This is a genomic window from Zoogloea sp. (genome assembly GCF_028689785.1).
In the GTDB taxonomy this organism is placed as follows: domain Bacteria; phylum Pseudomonadota; class Gammaproteobacteria; order Burkholderiales; family Rhodocyclaceae; genus Zoogloea.
This window is the reverse complement of the sequence record NZ_JAQVCN010000021.1, coordinates 1-17,767: the sequence shown is the minus strand read 5'-3', so window position 1 is coordinate 17,767 and position 17,767 is coordinate 1. Positions and strand designations below refer to the sequence as shown.

Genomic DNA, 17,767 nt, shown 5'->3' with positions numbered 1-17,767 from the left:
AATCTCAATGAGCAACGTCAGCGGCATCATCAAATCCATCCAGGACATCATGCGCAAGGATGTCGGCGTCGACGGCGACGCCCAGCGCATCAGCCAGTTGGTCTGGATGTTCTTCCTCAAGATTTACGATGACCGCGAAGCCGAAATCGAGCTGCTGGAAGACCACTACAAATCGCCGCTGCCCGAGCACCTGCGCTGGCGCAACTGGGCGGCCGACCCCGAAGGCATGACCGGCGACGAGCTGGGCGACTTCGTGAACCTCCAGCTCTTTCCCACGCTGAAGAACAAACTCGCAGTCAGCGGCCCCACCGGCGAACGCGCCAAGGTCATCCGCAACGTCTTCGAGGATGCCTACAACTACATGAAGTCCGGCACCCTCATGCGGCAGGTCATCAACAAGATCTGCGAGATCAATTTCAACAACACGCAAGACCGCCACACCTTCGGCAGCATCTACGAACAGATCCTCAAAGACCTGCAAAGCGCCGGCAATGCGGGCGAGTTCTACACCCCCCGCGCCGTCACCAAGTTCATCGTCGACCGGGTCGATCCCAAGCTCAATGAGAGCGTGCTCGATCCGGCCTGCGGCACTGGCGGTTTTCTCGCCTGCGCCATCGACCACAAGCGCAAGCACTACGTGAAGAACGCGGCGGACGAAGCCGTCCTCGTCGCCAGCATCCACGGGGTCGAGAAGAAAGCCCTGCCGCACATGCTGTGCACCACCAACATGATCCTGCACGGCATCGACACCCCGACCCAGATCGAACACGACAACATGCTCAGCCGCCGTGCCTACACCGACTACGGCGAGGCCGACCGCGTCAACGTCATCGTCACCAACCCGCCCTTTGGCGGCATGGAAGAGGACGGCGTCGAAAACCAGTTCCCCGCAACCCTGCGCACCCGCGAAACCGCCGACCTGTTCATGGCGCTGGTGGTCCGCCTGCTCAAAAGCCACGGCCGCGCCGCAGTGGTGCTGCCCGATGGCTTCCTGTTCGGCGAAGGCATGAAGACCCGCCTCAAGCAGACGCTGCTGGAGCAATGCCATCTGCACACCATCGTCCGCCTGCCCAATGGCGTGTTCAGCCCTTACACCGGCATCAAGACCAACATTCTTTTCTTCACCAAGAAGCCCGAGGCCGAATGGCCGGCAAGCAAGGAAGTCTGGTTTTACGAGCACCCCTACCCCGAGGGCGTCAGCAGCTACAACAAGACCCGCCCCATGCAGTTCGAGGAATTCGCCAGCGAATGCGCCTGGTGGGGCGACGAAAGCGACGGCTTCGCGGCCCGCGTCGAAACCCCGCAGGCCTGGAAAGTCAGCCTCGAAGACATTGCCGCCCGCAACTACAACCTCGACATCAAGAACCCGCACGTCGGCGAGCAGATCAGCCACGACCCGGAACAACTCCTGCAGCAGTATCAGGCACAGCAGCAGGACATCCAGTCGCTGCGCGACCAGCTCAAGCGCATCCTCGCCGCTGCACTGGAGCGCGACGCATGAGCCGGCTGGAAAACACCGCGCTCCCGCCAGAGTTGTACCAGCAGATTCGCGGCATCCTGCACGCCGCCCGTCAACAGAGCTACCGCGCCGTCAACACCGCCATGGTCGAAGCCTACTGGCAGATCGGTCGCCGCATCGTCGAGCATGAGCAAGGCGGCGAGGCCCGCGCCGCCTACGGCCAGGGCGTGCTCGCCGCGCTGGCCGCGCGCCTGACCGAAGATTTCGGCAAAGGCTTCACCACCGCCAACCTGCGCAATTTCCGTCAGTTCTACCTCACCTTCAGCGACGAGCAGATTCGCTACGCGCTGCGTAGCAATTTGACCTGGACCCACCTGCGCCAGCTCATGCGCATCGACAATCTCGACGCCCGCAACTGGTACATGAACGAAGCCAGCCAGCAAGGCTGGAGCGCCCGCGCCCTGGATCGCCAGATAGCCACCCTCTACTACGAGCGCCTGCTTTCCAGCCAGGACAAGGCCGCCCTCCGGCAGGAAGCCAGCAGCCTGATCGCCGCGCAAACCCCGGCCGATCCGCGCGACTTCATCCGCGACCCTTACATTCTTGAATTCATCGACGCCCAGCCCGGCGCCGCCCTCTTCGAGAGCGAGCTGGAAACCGGCCTCATCCAGCAACTGCAAGCCTTCCTGCTGGAGCTGGGCAAGGGTTTCGCCTTTGTCGCCCGCCAGAAGCACCTGCGCGTTGAAAATGAAGACTGCTTCATCGATCTGGTCTTCTACAACTACCTGCTCAAATGCTTCGTCCTCATCGATCTCAAGATCGGCAAGCTCGCCCATCAGGATGTCGGCCAGATGGACATGTACGTGCGCGTGTTCGAAGAGCAATACCGCGCCGAAGGCGACAACCCCACCCTGGGCCTGATCCTCTGTTCCGAGCGCAACGAAGCCGTCGCCAAATACTCGCTGCTCGCCGACAGCCAGCAACTCTTCGCCAGCCGCTACCGCCCCTTCCTGCCCTCGGAGGCCGAACTGCAAGCCGAACTGCAACGCGACCGCGCCCTGCTCGAAAACCAGCGCGAGGCCCAGGCATGAACGCCGTGTCGCCCGTGGAAACCCTCGTCACGGATCACCTTGATCTGTGGACCACCGCCCTTAAACGCAAATCCACCGCCGGCCGGGGTTCGTCCAGCAAGGTCGAGCTGTACGGGATCAAGAAGCTGCGGGAGCTGATTCTGGAGCTGGCCGTGCGCGGCCTGCTGGTGCCGCAGGACCCGAACGATGAGCCGGCGAGTGAACTGCTCAAGAAGATTGCCGCTGAGAAGGCGAGGTTGGTGAAGGCGGGCAAGATCAAGAAGGAAAAGCCGCTGCCGCCGATCACGGAAGCAGAAAAACCGTTCGAAATACCGCCAGGATGGATATGGATTCGACTGTCAGTGCTTTGTGAGTTGGAGAACGGCGACCGAAGTAAAAACTACCCAAACAAATCTCTGCTCGTCGATTCAGGCATTCCCTTTGTGAACGCAGGGCACCTGCAAAGTGGAAGAATTAATACATCGGAGATGACTTTCATATCCGAGGAGCGGTTCAACCTACTCAGCGGAGGAAAGTTTTCGGACGGTGACATCCTTTTTTGTCTCCGAGGGTCGCTTGGAAAATCCGCGATTGTCGAAGGATTTTCGAGAGGTGCCATTGCCTCATCTCTCGTCATTGTCAGATTGATTGGGGAATCAGATAGGTTCTACTTTCATAACTTTTTTGATAGTCCTCTCTCTTACAGGCAGATTCAAAAATATGACAATGGAACTGCGCAGCCCAATCTGTCAGCCGCAGACCTTGGTAAGTTCCTGATTCCCTTGCCTCCTCTCACCGAACAACACCGCCTCGTCGCCAAAGTCGACGAGCTGATGGCGCTGTGCGACCAGCTTGAGCAAGAAACCGACGCCAGCCTCGGCGCCCATCAAACGCTGGTGGAAACCTTGTTGAGCGCGCTGACCAGCGCCGCCGATCACGCACAATTCGCCAGCGCTTGGCAGCGCATCGCCGGCCACTTCGACACGCTGTTCACCACCGAAGAGAGCATAGCCCAGCTCAAGCAAACCATCCTGCAACTGGCGGTGATGGGCAAGCTCGTCCCGCAAGACCCGAACGACGAACCCGCCAGCGAACTGCTCAAGAAGATCGCCGCCGAGAAGGCGAAGCTGGTAAAGGAAGGGAAGATTAAGAAGGAAAAGCCACTGCCGCCGATTGCCGACAATGAGAAGCCCTACGACCTGCCAAAAGGCTGGGAGTGGGTTCGCACTTACCAAGTCGCTGAATGCAGACTCGGGAAGATGCTTGATAGAGCAAAAAATTCCGGCGCAGCTTACCCATATTTGCGGAACACCAACGTCCAGTGGCAACAATTCAAGCTTGACGACATCAAGGAAATCAATCTTGAACCATACGAGTTGGAAGAGTATCGGTTGAGAGATGGTGATTTACTTATCTGCGAAGGAGGCGAGCCCGGGCGGTGCGCGATCTGGCGTACGGAGAGATCGGAGATGTATTTTCAGAAGGCCTTGCACCGAGTACGTGTTTTCGGGGGGATTCTCCCTGAGCACATCGCAAATTGCCTGCAAGCCGATGCGCTGTGCAAGCGTCTCGACCAGTTCTTTACCGGCGCAACAATTAAGCACTTCGCTGGTCAAGAGCTTAATCGCTACTTTTTTGCGCTTCCACCTCTGGCCGAACAACACCGCATCGTCGGCAAGGTAGACGAGCTGATGGCCCTGTGCGATCAGCTCAAGTCCCGCCTCAGCGATGCCCAAACCACCCAGCACCACCTCGCCGATGCTCTCGTCGAGCGGGCCATCGGCTGAGTAACAGGGTATGACGCCGGCGCTGCACAAAATCTGGTGTGACGAAGACGAGCACACCCGCTACGAGCACTTTGCCGATTTCAATGAGTGGCTGGATGGCGAGGAAGGGCAGGCGGCCCGGATTGACTATGGCATTGACGCCTTGCCCCAGCCCAGCAAGGCGCTGTTTGCGGGGGACAGAAACGGCTATGACGAAGCATTCCAGGCGTTTCGCGAAGCCTGTCGCCACGAGGCGCTGGGCAGATCCTGGTTTCAGGAGCAGCTTGGCGATGAGCATTGGTTCCAGCGCAATGAGGATCACTTCATTCAGCTTGTTAATCTCATTGCAACCGGGGCGGTGGTGCCGTTTGTCGGGGCGGGCATTTCGGCCTCGGCGGGGTTTTCAAGCTGGAAGGAGCATCTGCGCCACCAGGGAAAAACCGCGCATATCGCTGCGGAACGCATCGAAGAACTGTTGGCTGCCGGCGCTTACGAAACGGTGCTGGAAGAGATCGAGGCTGTTCGGGGCCGCGAGGTGTTCATCAACGAAATTCGCGATGAGTTCTCCCGCAACCCCACGATCCCCGATGTGGTCTGGCGCATCTCCGAGCTGTTCACGGATACGGTGATCACGACCAATTACGATCGCCTGCTTGAGCAGTCGTTTGAAACCGGCGAGGCCGACAGGGTTCAGGTAATCAATGGCCCGAATGCGCTGGAGCAGCCCGATCCGAAGAAGATCACGGTCATCAAACTGCACGGGGATATTCGCGAGCCGAAACGCTGCATCCTCAGCAAGAACCAATATGACGAGGCCTATGGCAACGGCAGCCTGAATCTGCACAAGCCCATTCCCAAGCTGCTTGCCTACCATTACAAGAACAGCAGTCTGCTCTTTTTGGGCTGTAGCCTGAGCAATGACCGAACGGTTCAGGTATTCAGGAAAATCAGGGAAGACATGGGCGAAGAGGCGGAGACCAAACAGCACTTCGCCATCGAGCAAGCCCCGGAGACCCCTGCGGAGATCGCCCAGCGCAACGCGGAACTGGCCAAGCTGGGCATCACCCCGATCTGGTTCGAGAAAGATCGGTATGAGCTTGTCGAAAGCCTGCTCAGCCTGGCCAAAAACGAGTTGCGGCACCGGGGTGTGGCGCCTGAGCCGCTACCGGTGGAAGAACCACCCATCAAACTGGAGATGGACCTGAGCCATTTCCTCGGCGACTTCATCGACCTGATGCCCTTGCTGCATTGGATGCACCGGGCGGTTCCGCAGTCCGCAACCGGCCAGTATCTTTCCGTCATGCAGCGCGTGTTTCATGGCCATTCGTTTGCGACTCGGCAGACCGACGAGAACCTGAGGATGGCACTGGACAATCTGCTTCGTGCCTTGTCGAATTCGCCGGAGTTTGATGGCTATGCCCATGGAAAACTGTCAGTGGCCTTCAGCTACCTACAGCAATATCTGAAGTCGATTGGCGAACGGAATTATCTGGACGATGATTTTGAGTGGAACATCCACGAACTGCTGACCACGCCTGTGTTGCAGCTTGAGCCGCTGCTGGTGCATAAAGCCGACGGGAATTTCGATTACCACGCCATACGCTTGATTTCCGCCTTGTTGCAGCACGGGAAGCGGCAACAGGGATCGAATAAGTCAATTTGTGAATTGCCTGGCGCGGTGAACCATGAGTTCAGTGATTACATTGCCTTGTCACTCTCCGTGAATCTGGGCCTGACGACCCCTGATCGCCTTGATCAAATCTACACAGGTGACATCCGAAGCTTGTGCGAAGACGCCTGGAACAACCTGGATAGCCCAATCAAGCTCGGGTTTGTCGAGCGCGTGAAATTGTTAGTTACTTCGGTTTTCAAGTAGTGGCGAGCCTCAGCCGCAGGCAAAGTCCAGCGCACAACCCCGCCGCTTCCGGGTGCCGATCTGCGCTGCCTTCCGGGTCAGTGCCGCTCAGACGACGCCCCGCAGCACTTCTTGAACTTCTTGCCGCTGCCGCAGGGGCAGGGTTCATTGCGGCCCACCTTGGGGCTCAGGCGCCGCGCCCGCTCGCGCTCGGCCACGGCCTGCCGTAGCGGCAGCCAGAAGGCGTGCATCTGCAACAGCGAGCCTTCGATCTGTGCTGTCAGCGCCGCACGCTGCGCCGGGGTGCGGGTCAGCGCCTCTTCTTCGGGCGAGACCTCATAGCCATCCAGCGCGATCAGCCGCCTGCCGGCCGATACTCGATCTCGGGCAGGACCAGCTCCCACTGGTCACAATGCAGCCCGGCCTCTCCTTCCCGGGCATGCCGCACCAGAATGGCGGCGACGCGTACGGCGAGGATGTCGCCCACCGGCAGGCTGAAACGCGCCGACATGCGGGTCAGCACCACGCCATGCTCATCGGCCAGCACCCAGCCCGGCTTGCCGTCGGCGCGGGGCAGCAGGCGCAGGGGGCTGCCCACATCCAGGGCGGCGAGCGCCCGGTGTATGGGCGCCGAAGACGCAAAGCGCCCGGGCCACGACAGCACCACGTGCCCTGGGTCGGCAAGCCAGACCCGGGTGTCCAGTGTGGCCACTTCCGGCGGGCATTCGGGACGAACGCGCAGGCTCAGCCCATCCGCATCGCGGGTGAAAGGATGGGCACCACCGATGGCCTCGCACAGGCACAGGCTGCGGCGGGCGCGGGTCATGGCCACGTAGAAGAGCCGGCGCTCGTCGTCGCTGCGCCCCTGCCAGCCGCCGCCATCCAGCACCAGCACGTGCTCGAACTCCAGGCCCTTGGCCCGGTGGGCGGTCATCAGCACCAGGGGGGCGTTCGGGCGCATTCCGGCCGGGGCACGCCCGCCGGCTCCAAACTCGTAAAGGGCATCGATGAGGTCGCCCACCACCCGCTCGCATCCCGGTGCCGTGGACTCGGTGTCGACGATGAACTGGGCCAGGGCCGCCTTGAAGGGGTGGGCGATGGCGGCGTCCAGATCCAGCCCATGACGCCGCCGGAACCAGCGCCCGAGGGTGCCGGCGCGAAGCACGACGCGCCGCCGCGACGCCCGCCGCCGGGCCCCGCGCAGCAAGGCCAGCAGCGCGTGCCCCTGGCGGGTGAGATGCAGGCTCGTGGTGCTGCCGTCCCGCAGAAGCTGCACGGGGATGCGGTGCTGCCGGCACAGGGCGGCCATGGGTTCCAGATCCTCCCAGCGCCGGGCGATGACGGCAAAGCCACCCCACGAGGCCGTGCCACGGTTGCTGTCCAGGGCGTGCAGGCGCTGCAGCTCGGCCAGGGCGATGCGCACCTCCCGATGGAGATTCCGCGGCACTTCGAGCACCTGCACCCGCCCCGCTGCCAGCGGGTCCAGGGCGGCCTGGGCGCCGCCGTCGGGCTGGCCACGGCGGGCGTGATCGACGCGGATCTCCTGCCCGGCCTTCATCCGCTCCCGGGCCGGGGCGATGACCCGGTTGGCGCAGTGGATGATGTGGGCGGTGGAACGATAGTTCTCCACCAGGGAGAAGCGCCGGGCCTGGTAGTCCGCCTCGAACTGGCGGATGTAGCGCACGTTGGCGCCGTCGAAGGCGTAAATGTTCTGGTCGTCGTCGCCCACCACCATCAGGGACAGGCGGTCTTCCTCGGTCTGGAGGGTACGCCCGGCCAGGGCGCTGATCAGGGCGTAGTGGTCGCCGTTGATGTCCTGGTACTCATCCACCAGCAAGAAGCGCAGCCCGGCCAGCAGGCGGTCGCGCATCACGGAAGGGCCGGCGCCGTCGCCCTGCTCCGCCGCCCGCAGGCGTGCAGTGGCCTGCTGGATGACCTCCGCGAAGTTCACCGACTCTCCGCGTTCAATCGCCACGGCGTAGCTGGTGCCGGTGAGACGCATGGCCAGGCCGTGCAGGGTCTGCACCGTGACACCGGCCGCGTCGCTGCCCACCAGCGCCCACAGGCGGCGGCGGATTTCCACCGCCGCGGAGCGGTTGTAGGCCAGCACCATAATCTCTTCGGGCAGCACCATGCATTCGCGCAGCAGCCAGGCCACCCGGTGCACGATGACCCGCGTCTTGCCGGCGCCGGGGCCGGCCAGCACCAGGTAGTTGCCCTCCTGGTGCGCGGCAACGATGGCCTGCTGGTCCGGGTTGGCCAGGTCGGTGAGTATCCTGCGATGGGCGGCCTCGGTGGTGGCCATCTCGAGCACGTCCTTGCGGCCGGCAAAGTAGCGCCGGACAAACACGGCCCGGTCGAGGCTGAAGTAGTCGGCAATGAAGGCCATCGCCGCCTGCACTTTCTGCACCGCCAGCTTGGCGTACTCGGCCATTACATGCACCTGCACGACCTTGTCCTTGTAGTGCAGGGCCAGCTCGGCGTAGTCCGACTTGCGAAACTGGCGCCGTCGCGCCTCGGGGTTGAGCTCGATGTTCATGGCCGCCCGGAACACCGCCTTGCCCCGGGCCAGGTGCAACACCTCGTTGGTGTCCAGATAGAGCAGGGCCGAGGACAAGGCCACGCTCCAGTCCTTCACGCTCAACCCCGCCAGGGTCAGGTCGGCCTGCAAGCCGGCCTCCAGCTCTCCTTGTTTGCAGGTCACCAGCAATGTGTTGCCCTGGCGACGGGCCAGGAACAGGTTGAGCAGCACCCGGGCCAGCGCCATGCGGCGGACGCGGATCGTGTCGATCTCCTGCCAGCTGCGCAGCAGCTTGATGTGGCGGCAGTCCTGGCCGGCCGGGCGCAGGGCAAAGAAGCCGCGCTGCCCCTCGCCGTCACCAAAGGGCTCGGCGAAGGATTTGAGCAGGCGGGTCAGCCGCTCGGGGTTGAAATCCGCCCGGGCGTCGCGCCGCAGGGTGTCACACAGGCGGCGCATGTCGAGGATCTGCCAACCGTCGTCGGCGGCGTCGGGGGCCAGCTCCCGCAGGATACTCAGCAGCGCATCCTCGATGCGTGCGAGTTCGTCGATGCGCTGGGCGCTGTCCGGGTCCCGGTACAGGGTGACGCCGATCTCGGTGTCGTTGGAAAGCAGCTTCCAAGTGTCCAGCTCCCTCAGCATGGCCTGGAGGCGGCGGGAGTCGCTGCCCGTGGCCAGCATCAGGTCGTCGGTGGACAAACCTTCGTCATCGGCGGCCTGCATCAGGATGGACAGGATCTGCTGGTAGGGCGCGATGTCGGCATCGGCACCCAGCTTCTGGCGCAGGCGCGTGGTGGCCTCGTCCATGCTGGCCACCATGAGGCTGCCCGGAAACACCCGGGTGTGGTTCTCGTGGCGTTCGAGCAGGCGGGCCTCTTCCAGCCAGGCCACGGCGATGCGCACCTTGGTGTCGGCGTCGCTGGCGTCCGGATCAAGACGGTTGGATTCAGGCACTTCCAGCAGAATCTCACCACTGGTGACCACCACCTCGCCTTCGCTCCGGTCTCTGCGTTCGATGGCACGCAGGGCCTTGAGGATGGAGAGGATGTCGTGCTGGGTCAGGCGCGAGTTCTTGAGCAGGCGAAACTGCACGTCCAGGTCGGCATCGTCGTAGAGCAGGATGCAGCGTGCCGGGGCCTGGTCGCGCCCGGCCCGCCCGGCCTCCTGCAGGTAGTTCTCCAGCGAGCCTGGCGTGTCCAGATGGATCACCAGACGCACATCAGGCTTGTCCACGCCCATGCCGAAGGCGTTGGTGGCGGCGATGACCCGCAGGCTGCCGTTGAGAAAGGCCTCCTGCACCCGGCGCTTGTCGGCCGGCAGCATGCCGCCATGGAAGTAGCCACAATCCAGCCCCCCGTCCTTCAGAAAGCGGGCCAGCTCTTCAACAGTCTTCTGGCGCGCACAGAAGACGATGGCCCCGCCCTCCTCCCGCAACGCCTCCTGGAGCAGGCGGAGCACGTCCGCATACTTGGCCTGGACCTGCACCTGCCGCACCTCGTAGCTCAGATTGTCGCGGCCGACGCCGCCTTCGAGGCGGGCCAGCCGCACGCCCAGGCGCTTCTCGAAGTGGTCGCAGATGTCGTCCACCACGTCGGGCTTGGCGGTGGCCGTGAAGCAGAACACCGGCGAGGGTGCGTCGCCCTGGCGGCGCCGGATGAAGCGCGACACATAGAGGTAGTCGGGCCGGAAGTCATGCCCCCATTTGGACAGGCAGTGAGCCTCGTCGAACACCCATGCGCCAACCTCCCGGTGCATCAGGGCCGTGGCGAAGGCCGTGCTGCGAAACTGCTCCGGCGCCACAAAGATCAGCCCCAGATCTCCCAGGCGCAGCTTGTCCAGCATGGCCCGCCGCTCCAGGGGGTTGAGCAGGCTGTTGAGATAGCCGGCACAGGTGACGCCCCGCGCCTCCAGGTTGTCCACCTGGTCTTTCATCAGCGACTGCAGGGGCGAGATGACCACCGTGAGGCTGCCCTTGCGGTAGTAACGGGCCAGGGCCGGGAGCTGGAAGCACAGGGACTTGCCGCCCCCCGTGGGCAGGATGGCCAGCGTGGAGATGCCGGCAAAGCCGTTGTCAACGATTGCCTGCTGCAGGGAGCGCCCGTCCGGCGTGGCGGGCGTGCTGCGAAAGCGCGTGATGCCCGGGAAGAAGCGCGGCAGCAGGGCCTCCACATCATGCTGCTCACGGCACCAGGTGCAGGCCGGATCGCGGCAGGGCTGGTCGCGCAGGGCCGAGATGGCCTCGCGGGCCCGCGGAAAGCTCGCCCCCACCCAGGGCGGGAGCACCGAATTGCCACCGGCCACCCGCAACCAGGCCAGCACATAGGCCAGGGGCTTGTGCCACACCGGGTCGGGCAGCCACTCGGCCAGCAGCGTGCGCTGCGCAGAGATGCACACCTTGCCGGCGGTCGCCCGTTGCCAGGCCGCCACCACGTCTTCCAGGGATGGGCGCAGCGCCCGACGCAGGCTGGCAAAGAAACTCGATACCCCCTTGCCCGGCTCGGGCGAGAGCAGGAAGTGCAGGCACAGGGCTTCGTCCGGATGCTCCGCCACCCGCGCCTGCAGGGCTGCTCTCTGATCCAGGAAGAGCGCGTAGGCCAGCTCCGCGTCCTGCACCGGATCGTTGCGGGTGGTGGTGCACAGTTTGTAGTCCTTCACCAGGCGGTGATAGGGGTTCTGGGGGAAAGCCACCGGAGACAGTTCGAGCGTGTCTACCAGCGGCAGGCGGTGCAGAGCCAGGCCGGGATGGAGCCGCGCCAGCGCCGGCTGATCGAAGGCCACCACGTTGTGGCCGAGGACAAAGGTCGCACCTTCGGTCAGCTCATCGAGACGCGCAGCCAGGTCACGTGCCTTGCCGGGAATGCGCAGCCGGGCGTCCAGATCGGGGCGAAACACGCCTAACTCCCGCAGGGCGCTCTGGTCCTGGCGGGCGGTTTCGATATCAAGGCAGAGACACCGGGCGCGGGGTGGGTCAGCGCGTTCCGCCATGCACCACCGCGTAGAGCTTGTTTGTCATACACGGAATTGTAATGGCAGCGGCGGGGGGTGCAGCATCACCGCCCGAATGAGCAGCGATGACTACACCACTTCAACACCCCGCAAGAAGTTGACGTTCACGTCAACACTGACTAACAATCAGGCCAAAGCCCGGCCTGCGAGTCCGGACGACACGCCCCCACGAGCCCCCACGAGCCCAACGCCCATGTCTGACCAAACACCTGGCACCGCCCCCTTCACCGAAGTCTGGATCGAGCACCCCGAAGGCCGCCTGTTCAGCCGGGTCTGGACGCCCGATTTGCCGGCTGGCCGCCCCCTGCCCGACGCCCCCATCGTCATGCTCCACGACTCCCTGGGCAGCGTGGAGCTGTGGCGTGACTTCCCCGCTGCGCTAAGCCTCGCCACCGGCCGCCGGGTGGTCGCCTACGACCGGCTCGGATTCGGCCAGTCCAGCCCGCGCCACGGCGCCCTGCCCCTCGACTTCATCGCCGCGGAAGCCCACCACGACTTCACCCTGGTGCGCCGGCAATTGGGCATCGGGCCCTTCATTGCCTTCGGCCATAGCGTGGGTGGCGGCATGGCCGTCAACTGTGCTGCCGAGTTTGCCGCCGACTGCGAGGCGCTGATCACCATCGCCGCCCAGGCCTTTCCCGAAGACCGGACCCTGAACGGCATCCGGGTCGCCAAGGAGCAGTTCAAGGATGTCCGGCAGGTGGAGCGGCTCGAGAAATACCACGGCGACAAGGCACGCTGGGTGCTCGACGCCTGGACCGAAACCTGGCTCAGTCCGGCCTTCGCCGGCTGGTCCCTGGCCCCCGTTCTGCCCCACGTGAGCTGCCCCCTGCTCGCCATCCACGGGCTTCACGACGAGTACGGCTCAACCCGCCACCCCGAACTCATCGGTCAACTCAGCCGCGCCAGCCGGGCTCAGGTCGAGATCATGGCGGACTCCCGCCACATGCCGCACCGGGAACACCCGGAAGCGGTGATCGAATTGGTGAGGGGCTTTCTGGCAGACACGGCCTCTCCCGCAGGGTCGAATGCCTTCGATCACGGACGGTCGTAAGCGGCATGGCGATGAGCGGGCTCTGCGGATGACGTTCCAAACGGCATCAAGCCCACCAAAAATGCAGAACGGGCGCCTGCTCCGGCGCCCGTTCTGCATCATTTCGGCAGGATCGCCACAGCGCCCCCACCCGCCTCAAATCCTGATCACGGCAGAACCAGCACCTGCCCCTCTCGCACATCCCGGCGCATTTCGCGGCCGGCGACGCTGTAGGTCACCCACAGGCGCTTGACCTGGTCACGGGCCGGATCGTCACCCGCCAAGTCGTTGTTCACCCGCGCCGTCAGGCGGTTCAGGATGACCCGCTGGCTCAGGCGATGGGTGATGTCGATACGATTTCTGCTGGTGCCGTACTCGGCGCGGAGGATCTTCAGCCCGTCCGGGTCCCGGTCGCGGTTGTTGTCGTTGTAGGACGGCCGCGAGCCGCCCCAGCCACCATTCCACCCCCCGTTGCCCCAGCTGCCGCCAGACCAGCCGGCAAACTCGGCGCCATCCACCCAGCTGCCCTCGGTGTATTCAAAGGTGCGCTGCCCACGGGGGCCCTCGGCATAGATACGCAGCACCTTCACGCGGCCCTTGTCCGGATCGACGCCGAAGGTGCTGTTGCTCAGCCGGAAACGCTCGTCACGGCCAGCCAGCTGGCGCAGGCGGCGGGTCACGTCCACATTGCGCTCCGCCGTGCCATACAGCGCCTGAAGGATGCGGTACTCGCCCTCGTTCCGGTCCTGGTAGCCGGGCCGATCGCCCCAACCCGCTCCCCTGTCACCGTTACCGCCCCAGTTGCCGCTGCTCCAGCCCTGAAACTGAGCCCCATCCACCCAGCTGCCCTCGGTGTATTCGAAGGTGCGGCTGCGCCCGCTGGCGCTGACGGCCTCGATGCGCAGGGTCTTGACGCGGCCCTTGTCCGGGTCGCTACCGAAGACGCCGTTGCCGAGGCGGAAACGCTCATCACGCTGAGCCAGCTCCTTGAGGCGCGAGGTCACGTCGACATGCCTCTCCGGCGTGCCATACAAGGCCTTGATGATCCGGTAATCACCTTCGCCCCACTCGGCGGAGGCCTGGCCGGCGAACCCGGCCATCAGGATGAACAACGAACAGAAGAAAAACCAATACCTGCTGAACGACGATGTGGGCATGACGGCCTCTCCGGATGGCTAAAGTTCGGCACGCAGTATATCTACTCCGGGTGGCGTCAAGACAGGCGCCGGACGAGCCCCATCCGATACAGGGCCCTCGTCTCCCTAGCCGGCCATCACTCCTGCGCCTCCAGCCACAGCGCGTTCACCAACGCCAGAAGTACAGCGAACCCCAAACCCAGCACCCAGGTGAAATACCACATGATGATCTCCTTCGATTGTCAGTAGAGTTGCTTGTCATTGGCCGCGATGTAGTCGCGGGTGATCTTTCCGGCCATCACCCGGTAGGCCCAGCTGGTGTAGGCGACAACGATGGGGGTGAAGATCAGCGCCGCCCATAGCATGACCTTCAGCGTCAGCTCGCTGGAGGTGGAGTCCCAGAGGGTCAGGCTCACCGCCGGATGGGCGGATGAGGGCAGCACGAAGGGGAACAGGGCCACACCCGCCGTCAGGATCACGCTCACGCAGGCCACCGAGGACGCCACGAAGGACAGCAGGGTCCACCCGCTGCCGATACTGGCCAGCACCACCCCCACCCCGGCGTAGGCCAGCACGGGAATGATCCACAACTGGGGGAAGTTGTTGAAGTTGGCAAACCACCCCCCCGGCGCCCGCCCCACCTCCTTCATCAGCGGGGTCAGCACGCCGCGCACATCGGGGATGGACTCAAGCACATAGCCCTCCATCCGCGCCACCCACATGCCCGCCAGCGAAAAACTCACCAGCAGCACGACACCGCACACCCGGGCAGCCAGGATGGTGCGGCGCTGCAGCGGCCCCTCGACCCGATGGGAGAGGAAGGTGGCCCCCTGCAGGGTGAGCAGGGAGAGGCTCACCACACCACAGAGCAGGGCAAAGGGATTGAGGAGCGCCCAGAAGGACCCCGAATAGCTGGAGCGCATGCTGTCGTCCAGATCGAAGGGCACGCCCTGGAAGAGGTTGCCGAAGGCCACCCCGAACACCAGGGCCGGGACTGCGCTGCCGGCGAACAGGCCCCAGTCCCAGCCTTTCCGCCAGGCCGGGTTGGGTAGTTTAGAGCGGTACTCGAAACCCACCGGCCGGAAGAACAGGGCAAACAGCACCAGCAGCAAGGCCCAGTAAAGGCCGGAGAAAGCGGTGGCATAGACCAGGGGCCAGGCCGCGAAGACCGCGCCGCCAGCGGTGATGAACCACACCTGATTGCCGTCCCAGTGAGGCGCGACACTGTTGATCATCACCCGGCGGTCGGTATCGTCCTTGCCCAGGAAGGGCAGCAGTGTGCCCACCCCCATGTCGTGGCCATCCATGATGGCGAAGCCGATGAGCAGCACGCCCACCAGCAGCCACCAGATCAGTTTCAGGGTTGCGTAATCAAACATGATGGCTCCTCAGGCAGTCTTGGCGTGCAGGACGGAGGGGCCGAGACGGGCGTACTTGAACATCAGGTACATCTCGGCCACCAGCAGCAGCGAATAGAAACCGACGAAACCGGCGATGGAGCCCCACAGGCTCTCCACCGACAGGCTGGACGCCGAGAGGTGGGTGGGCAGCACACCGAACACCGTCCACGGCTGACGACCGTATTCCGCAACCAACCAGCCGGCCTCGATGGCTATCCACGGCATGGGAATTGAATACAGAGCCCATTTGAGCAACCAGGGCTTGTCCTGGAAGCTGCCCTTCACGCTGTGCCAGAAGGCCACCACCATCAGGGCCAGCATGGCCACGCCCAGCCCGACCATCACCCGAAAGCTCCAGAACAGGGGCGCGATCCGCGGCACCGAATCCATGGCGGCCTTGTGAATGATCTCCGGCGTGGCCTGGCGGGGGTCTTCCACGTACTTCTTCACCAGCAGGCCGTAGCCCAGATCCTTCTCGTGGGCCATGAAGGCAGCCCGGGCCGCCTCGTCCTGCGGGTTCTTGCGCATGCCTTCCAGGGCAATCGCCGCCTGAATGCCCGACTCGATGCGCTGACGATTCTTCTCGCGGATCTCCTTGATGCCGGGGATGACTTCAGTTGTCGAACGGGTGGCGATCAGCCCCAGCACGTAGGGTATGCGCAGCTCGAAGTCATTGGCCTGGCGGGCCTCGTTGGGAATGGCGATCAGATTGAAGCCCGCGGGGGCCGGCTCGGTCTCCCACATGGCTTCGATGGCTGCCAGCTTGGAGTGCTGGGCCTCGCCCACCGAGTAGCCCGACTCGTCACCCAGCACGATCACCGATGCCGTGCCGGCCAGGCCGAAGGCCGCAGCGATGCGGAAGGAGCGACGGGCGAACTCCACATGCTGCCCCTTGAGCAGATACCAGGACGAGATGCCGAGCACGAACAGGGAGCCCGTTACATAGCCGGCCGACACCGTATGCACGAACTTGGACTGGGCCACCGGGTTGAAGACCAGGGCGGCGAAGTCGGTGAGCTCCATGCGCATGGTGACCGGGTTGAAGGCCGAACCAACCGGATTCTGCATCCAGCCGTTGGCGATCAGGATCAGCACCGCCGACAGGTTGGTGCCCAGGGCCATCAGGGTGGTGACGGTGAGGTGGCCGGCCTTGGACAGCCGGTTCCAGCCAAAGAAGAACAGACCGACCATGGTCGATTCCAGGAAGAAGGCCATCAGCCCCTCGATGGCCAGGGGCGCACCGAAGATGTCGCCCACGTAATGGGAGTAGTAGGCCCAGTTGGTGCCGAACTGGAACTCCATGGTGATGCCGGTGGTGACGCCCAGCGCAAAGTTGATGCCGTAGAGCTTGCCCCAGAAGCGGGTCATGTCCTTGTAGATCTCCTTGCCACTCATGACATAGGCGGCCTCCATGATCACCAGCAACCAGGACAAACCGAGGGTCAGGGGAACAAACAGGAAGTGGTAGAGCGCGGTGGCGGCGAACTGCAGCCGCGACAGATCGACGACGGTTTCGTTGATCATGGTTTCTCCGGATGTGGATGGGATGACGGCGGCGACGCATCACCGGCCGGCGCGGAAGGCCCCGACACACGATCGGCAATCCGCTGCGCGGCCTCGGCCTTGTCCATGGGTTCGCTGAAGAACGCGAACTTCAGGCAGGCCACCAGCAGCAGCTTGACCGCGATGGTGAGGGTGATGTCCCGGGCAAGCCGGCTGGACGGAAACGGCAAGGACTTCATCTCGGGAAGCTCCCGCGGGGGTCGGGTGAAGGGGGGCCGGGAGGCCCTGGCGGAGCGCTCCCGGCGGGAGGACTGTCCGGGCCCTGGAGCGTCGGACGGGGCGGATTCTGGACAAGGGAATGGGCGCGCAGAAGTGACCCATGGTCGCGCGGCGAATCGCCGCGCAGGCGCAGCTCCGGGTGCGACGATCGGTCACTTTCCGGCCACAGCGAGACCGCCTAGGATTCGGCGCAGCTCTTCGAAAACGGAGAAGCCACCTCATTTTCGAGCCCTTTCCTCAGGGCTCTTTTTTTCGTCTCCCCGCCTGGAGAATCGATCGCCGATCCGGAGATCCGCCATGAAGTGGCCCGCAGCGCCATCGAGCGGCTTGGCGGCGACCTCTTCATCCACAACGATTCCAGACAGCACACAACGGTCGCCATCCACCTGCCCAGGGCAGCCCTGCCATGGACATGACCAACACCCTGCGCGCCCATGGGCCGCTGCTGCTGGTGGAGGACGACGAGACCTTTGCGCAGGTCCTGTCACGCTCGCTCCAGCAGCATGGCTTCGGCGTTCACGCCGCAGCTGCCATCGATGACGCCCTGGCGCTGACGGTGAGCATCAGGCCCGCCTACGTTCTGCTGGACCTCAACCTTGGGGGGGCGGTCCGGAAACGTGTAAGCCCATGGCATGGAGCACTGTGCGACACCATGCCACATTGTTGCGCCCGGGGTCAGCCACGAGAATCCGCCGTCATTCTTCCGACCCGCCCAAGGACTTCTCCATGCCCAAGCACGCAG

Annotated in this window: 12 protein-coding genes and 1 pseudogene; 6 read left to right on the top strand and 7 right to left on the bottom strand. The window is 63.9% G+C overall.

The window, feature by feature from the left end; genetic code table 11:
* Window positions 1-7 precede the first annotated feature (7 nt).
* Genes PHI64_RS11145 through PHI64_RS11130 form a run of 4 tightly spaced genes read left to right on the top strand, consistent with a single transcriptional unit; the run spans window position 8 to window position 6,171 of the window.
* The gene (locus PHI64_RS11145) at window positions 8-1,501 is read left to right on the top strand and encodes a class I SAM-dependent DNA methyltransferase (RefSeq protein WP_299882617.1); all 1,494 of its coding nucleotides are present in this window, start codon (window positions 8-10) and stop codon (window positions 1,499-1,501) included.
* The gene (locus PHI64_RS11140; protein WP_299882615.1) at window positions 1,498-2,550 is read left to right on the top strand and encodes a PDDEXK nuclease domain-containing protein; all 1,053 of its coding nucleotides are present in this window, start codon (window positions 1,498-1,500) and stop codon (window positions 2,548-2,550) included. The genes PHI64_RS11145 and PHI64_RS11140 overlap by 4 nt, the downstream gene beginning before the upstream one ends.
* Window positions 2,547-4,316 carry a restriction endonuclease subunit S gene (locus tag PHI64_RS11135; protein ID WP_299882613.1) on the top strand — a complete coding sequence of 590 codons (1,770 nt, stop codon included), beginning with the start codon at window positions 2,547-2,549 and terminating at the stop codon, window positions 4,314-4,316. The genes PHI64_RS11140 and PHI64_RS11135 overlap by 4 nt, the downstream gene beginning before the upstream one ends.
* Window positions 4,317-4,326: 10 nt before the next feature.
* On the top strand, window positions 4,327-6,171 hold the full coding sequence (locus PHI64_RS11130) for an SIR2 family protein (protein WP_299882611.1): 1,845 nt from the start codon (window positions 4,327-4,329) through the stop codon (window positions 6,169-6,171).
* Between the two features lie 77 nt (window positions 6,172-6,248).
* On the opposite strand, the gene PHI64_RS11125 is transcribed toward PHI64_RS11130, so the two are convergent.
* On the bottom strand, window positions 6,249-6,554 hold the full coding sequence (locus tag PHI64_RS11125; RefSeq protein ID WP_299882609.1) for an SEC-C metal-binding domain-containing protein: 306 nt from the start codon (window positions 6,552-6,554) through the stop codon (window positions 6,249-6,251).
* A complete protein-coding gene (locus PHI64_RS11120; RefSeq protein ID WP_299882607.1) occupies window positions 6,506-11,653 on the bottom strand; it encodes a RecQ family ATP-dependent DNA helicase in 5,148 nt (1,715 codons plus the stop codon). The genes PHI64_RS11125 and PHI64_RS11120 overlap by 49 nt, the downstream gene beginning before the upstream one ends.
* Window positions 11,654-11,867: 214 nt before the next feature.
* Here PHI64_RS11120 and PHI64_RS11115 point away from each other — a divergent pair, with 214 nt between their 5' ends.
* Window positions 11,868-12,728, top strand: a complete 861-nt coding sequence (locus PHI64_RS11115) for an alpha/beta hydrolase (RefSeq protein WP_299882605.1) — start codon at window positions 11,868-11,870, stop codon at window positions 12,726-12,728.
* A gap of 146 nt (window positions 12,729-12,874) precedes the next feature.
* On the opposite strand, the gene PHI64_RS11110 is transcribed toward PHI64_RS11115, so the two are convergent.
* The 5 genes from PHI64_RS11110 to cydP form a co-directional block, all read right to left on the bottom strand.
* The gene (locus tag PHI64_RS11110) at window positions 12,875-13,864 is read right to left on the bottom strand and encodes a hypothetical protein (protein WP_299882603.1); all 990 of its coding nucleotides are present in this window, start codon (window positions 13,862-13,864) and stop codon (window positions 12,875-12,877) included.
* Between the two features lie 116 nt (window positions 13,865-13,980).
* Complete coding sequence (gene cydX, locus PHI64_RS11105; protein ID WP_299882705.1) at window positions 13,981-14,067, bottom strand: cytochrome bd-I oxidase subunit CydX; 87 nt, start codon at window positions 14,065-14,067, stop codon at window positions 13,981-13,983.
* Between the two features lie 18 nt (window positions 14,068-14,085).
* Complete coding sequence (cydB, locus tag PHI64_RS11100; protein ID WP_299882600.1) at window positions 14,086-15,222, bottom strand: cytochrome d ubiquinol oxidase subunit II; 1,137 nt, start codon at window positions 15,220-15,222, stop codon at window positions 14,086-14,088.
* 9 nt (window positions 15,223-15,231) lie between these two features.
* Window positions 15,232-16,767, bottom strand: a complete 1,536-nt coding sequence (locus PHI64_RS11095) for a cytochrome ubiquinol oxidase subunit I (protein WP_299882598.1) — start codon at window positions 16,765-16,767, stop codon at window positions 15,232-15,234.
* Complete coding sequence (gene cydP, locus PHI64_RS11090) at window positions 16,764-16,985, bottom strand: cytochrome oxidase putative small subunit CydP (RefSeq protein ID WP_299882596.1); 222 nt, start codon at window positions 16,983-16,985, stop codon at window positions 16,764-16,766. The genes PHI64_RS11095 and cydP overlap by 4 nt, the downstream gene beginning before the upstream one ends.
* Before the next feature lie 446 nt (window positions 16,986-17,431).
* Between cydP and PHI64_RS11085 the strand changes: the two are divergent.
* A pseudogene (locus tag PHI64_RS11085) lies at window positions 17,432-17,767 on the top strand (hypothetical protein); the annotation flags it as partial.

What these genes read in the sequence shown, in the direction of transcription:
- PHI64_RS11145 (WP_299882617.1), top strand. Translation starts at nt 8, where the DNA reads ATGAGCAACGTCAGCGGCATCATCAAATCCATCCAGGACATCATGCGC.
- PHI64_RS11140 (WP_299882615.1), top strand. Translation starts at nt 1,498, where the DNA reads ATGAGCCGGCTGGAAAACACCGCGCTCCCGCCAGAGTTGTACCAGCAG.
- PHI64_RS11135 (WP_299882613.1), top strand. Translation starts at nt 2,547, where the DNA reads ATGAACGCCGTGTCGCCCGTGGAAACCCTCGTCACGGATCACCTTGAT.
- PHI64_RS11130 (WP_299882611.1), top strand. Translation starts at nt 4,327, where the DNA reads ATGACGCCGGCGCTGCACAAAATCTGGTGTGACGAAGACGAGCACACC.
- PHI64_RS11120 (WP_299882607.1), bottom strand. Translation starts at nt 11,653, where the DNA reads ATGGCGGAACGCGCTGACCCACCCCGCGCCCGGTGTCTCTGCCTTGAT.
- PHI64_RS11115 (WP_299882605.1), top strand. Translation starts at nt 11,868, where the DNA reads ATGTCTGACCAAACACCTGGCACCGCCCCCTTCACCGAAGTCTGGATC.
- PHI64_RS11110 (WP_299882603.1), bottom strand. Translation starts at nt 13,864, where the DNA reads ATGCCCACATCGTCGTTCAGCAGGTATTGGTTTTTCTTCTGTTCGTTG.
- cydX (WP_299882705.1), bottom strand. Translation starts at nt 14,067, where the DNA reads ATGTGGTATTTCACCTGGGTGCTGGGTTTGGGGTTCGCTGTACTTCTG.
- cydB (WP_299882600.1), bottom strand. Translation starts at nt 15,222, where the DNA reads ATGTTTGATTACGCAACCCTGAAACTGATCTGGTGGCTGCTGGTGGGC.
- PHI64_RS11095 (WP_299882598.1), bottom strand. Translation starts at nt 16,767, where the DNA reads ATGATCAACGAAACCGTCGTCGATCTGTCGCGGCTGCAGTTCGCCGCC.
- cydP (WP_299882596.1), bottom strand. Translation starts at nt 16,985, where the DNA reads ATGAAGTCCTTGCCGTTTCCGTCCAGCCGGCTTGCCCGGGACATCACC.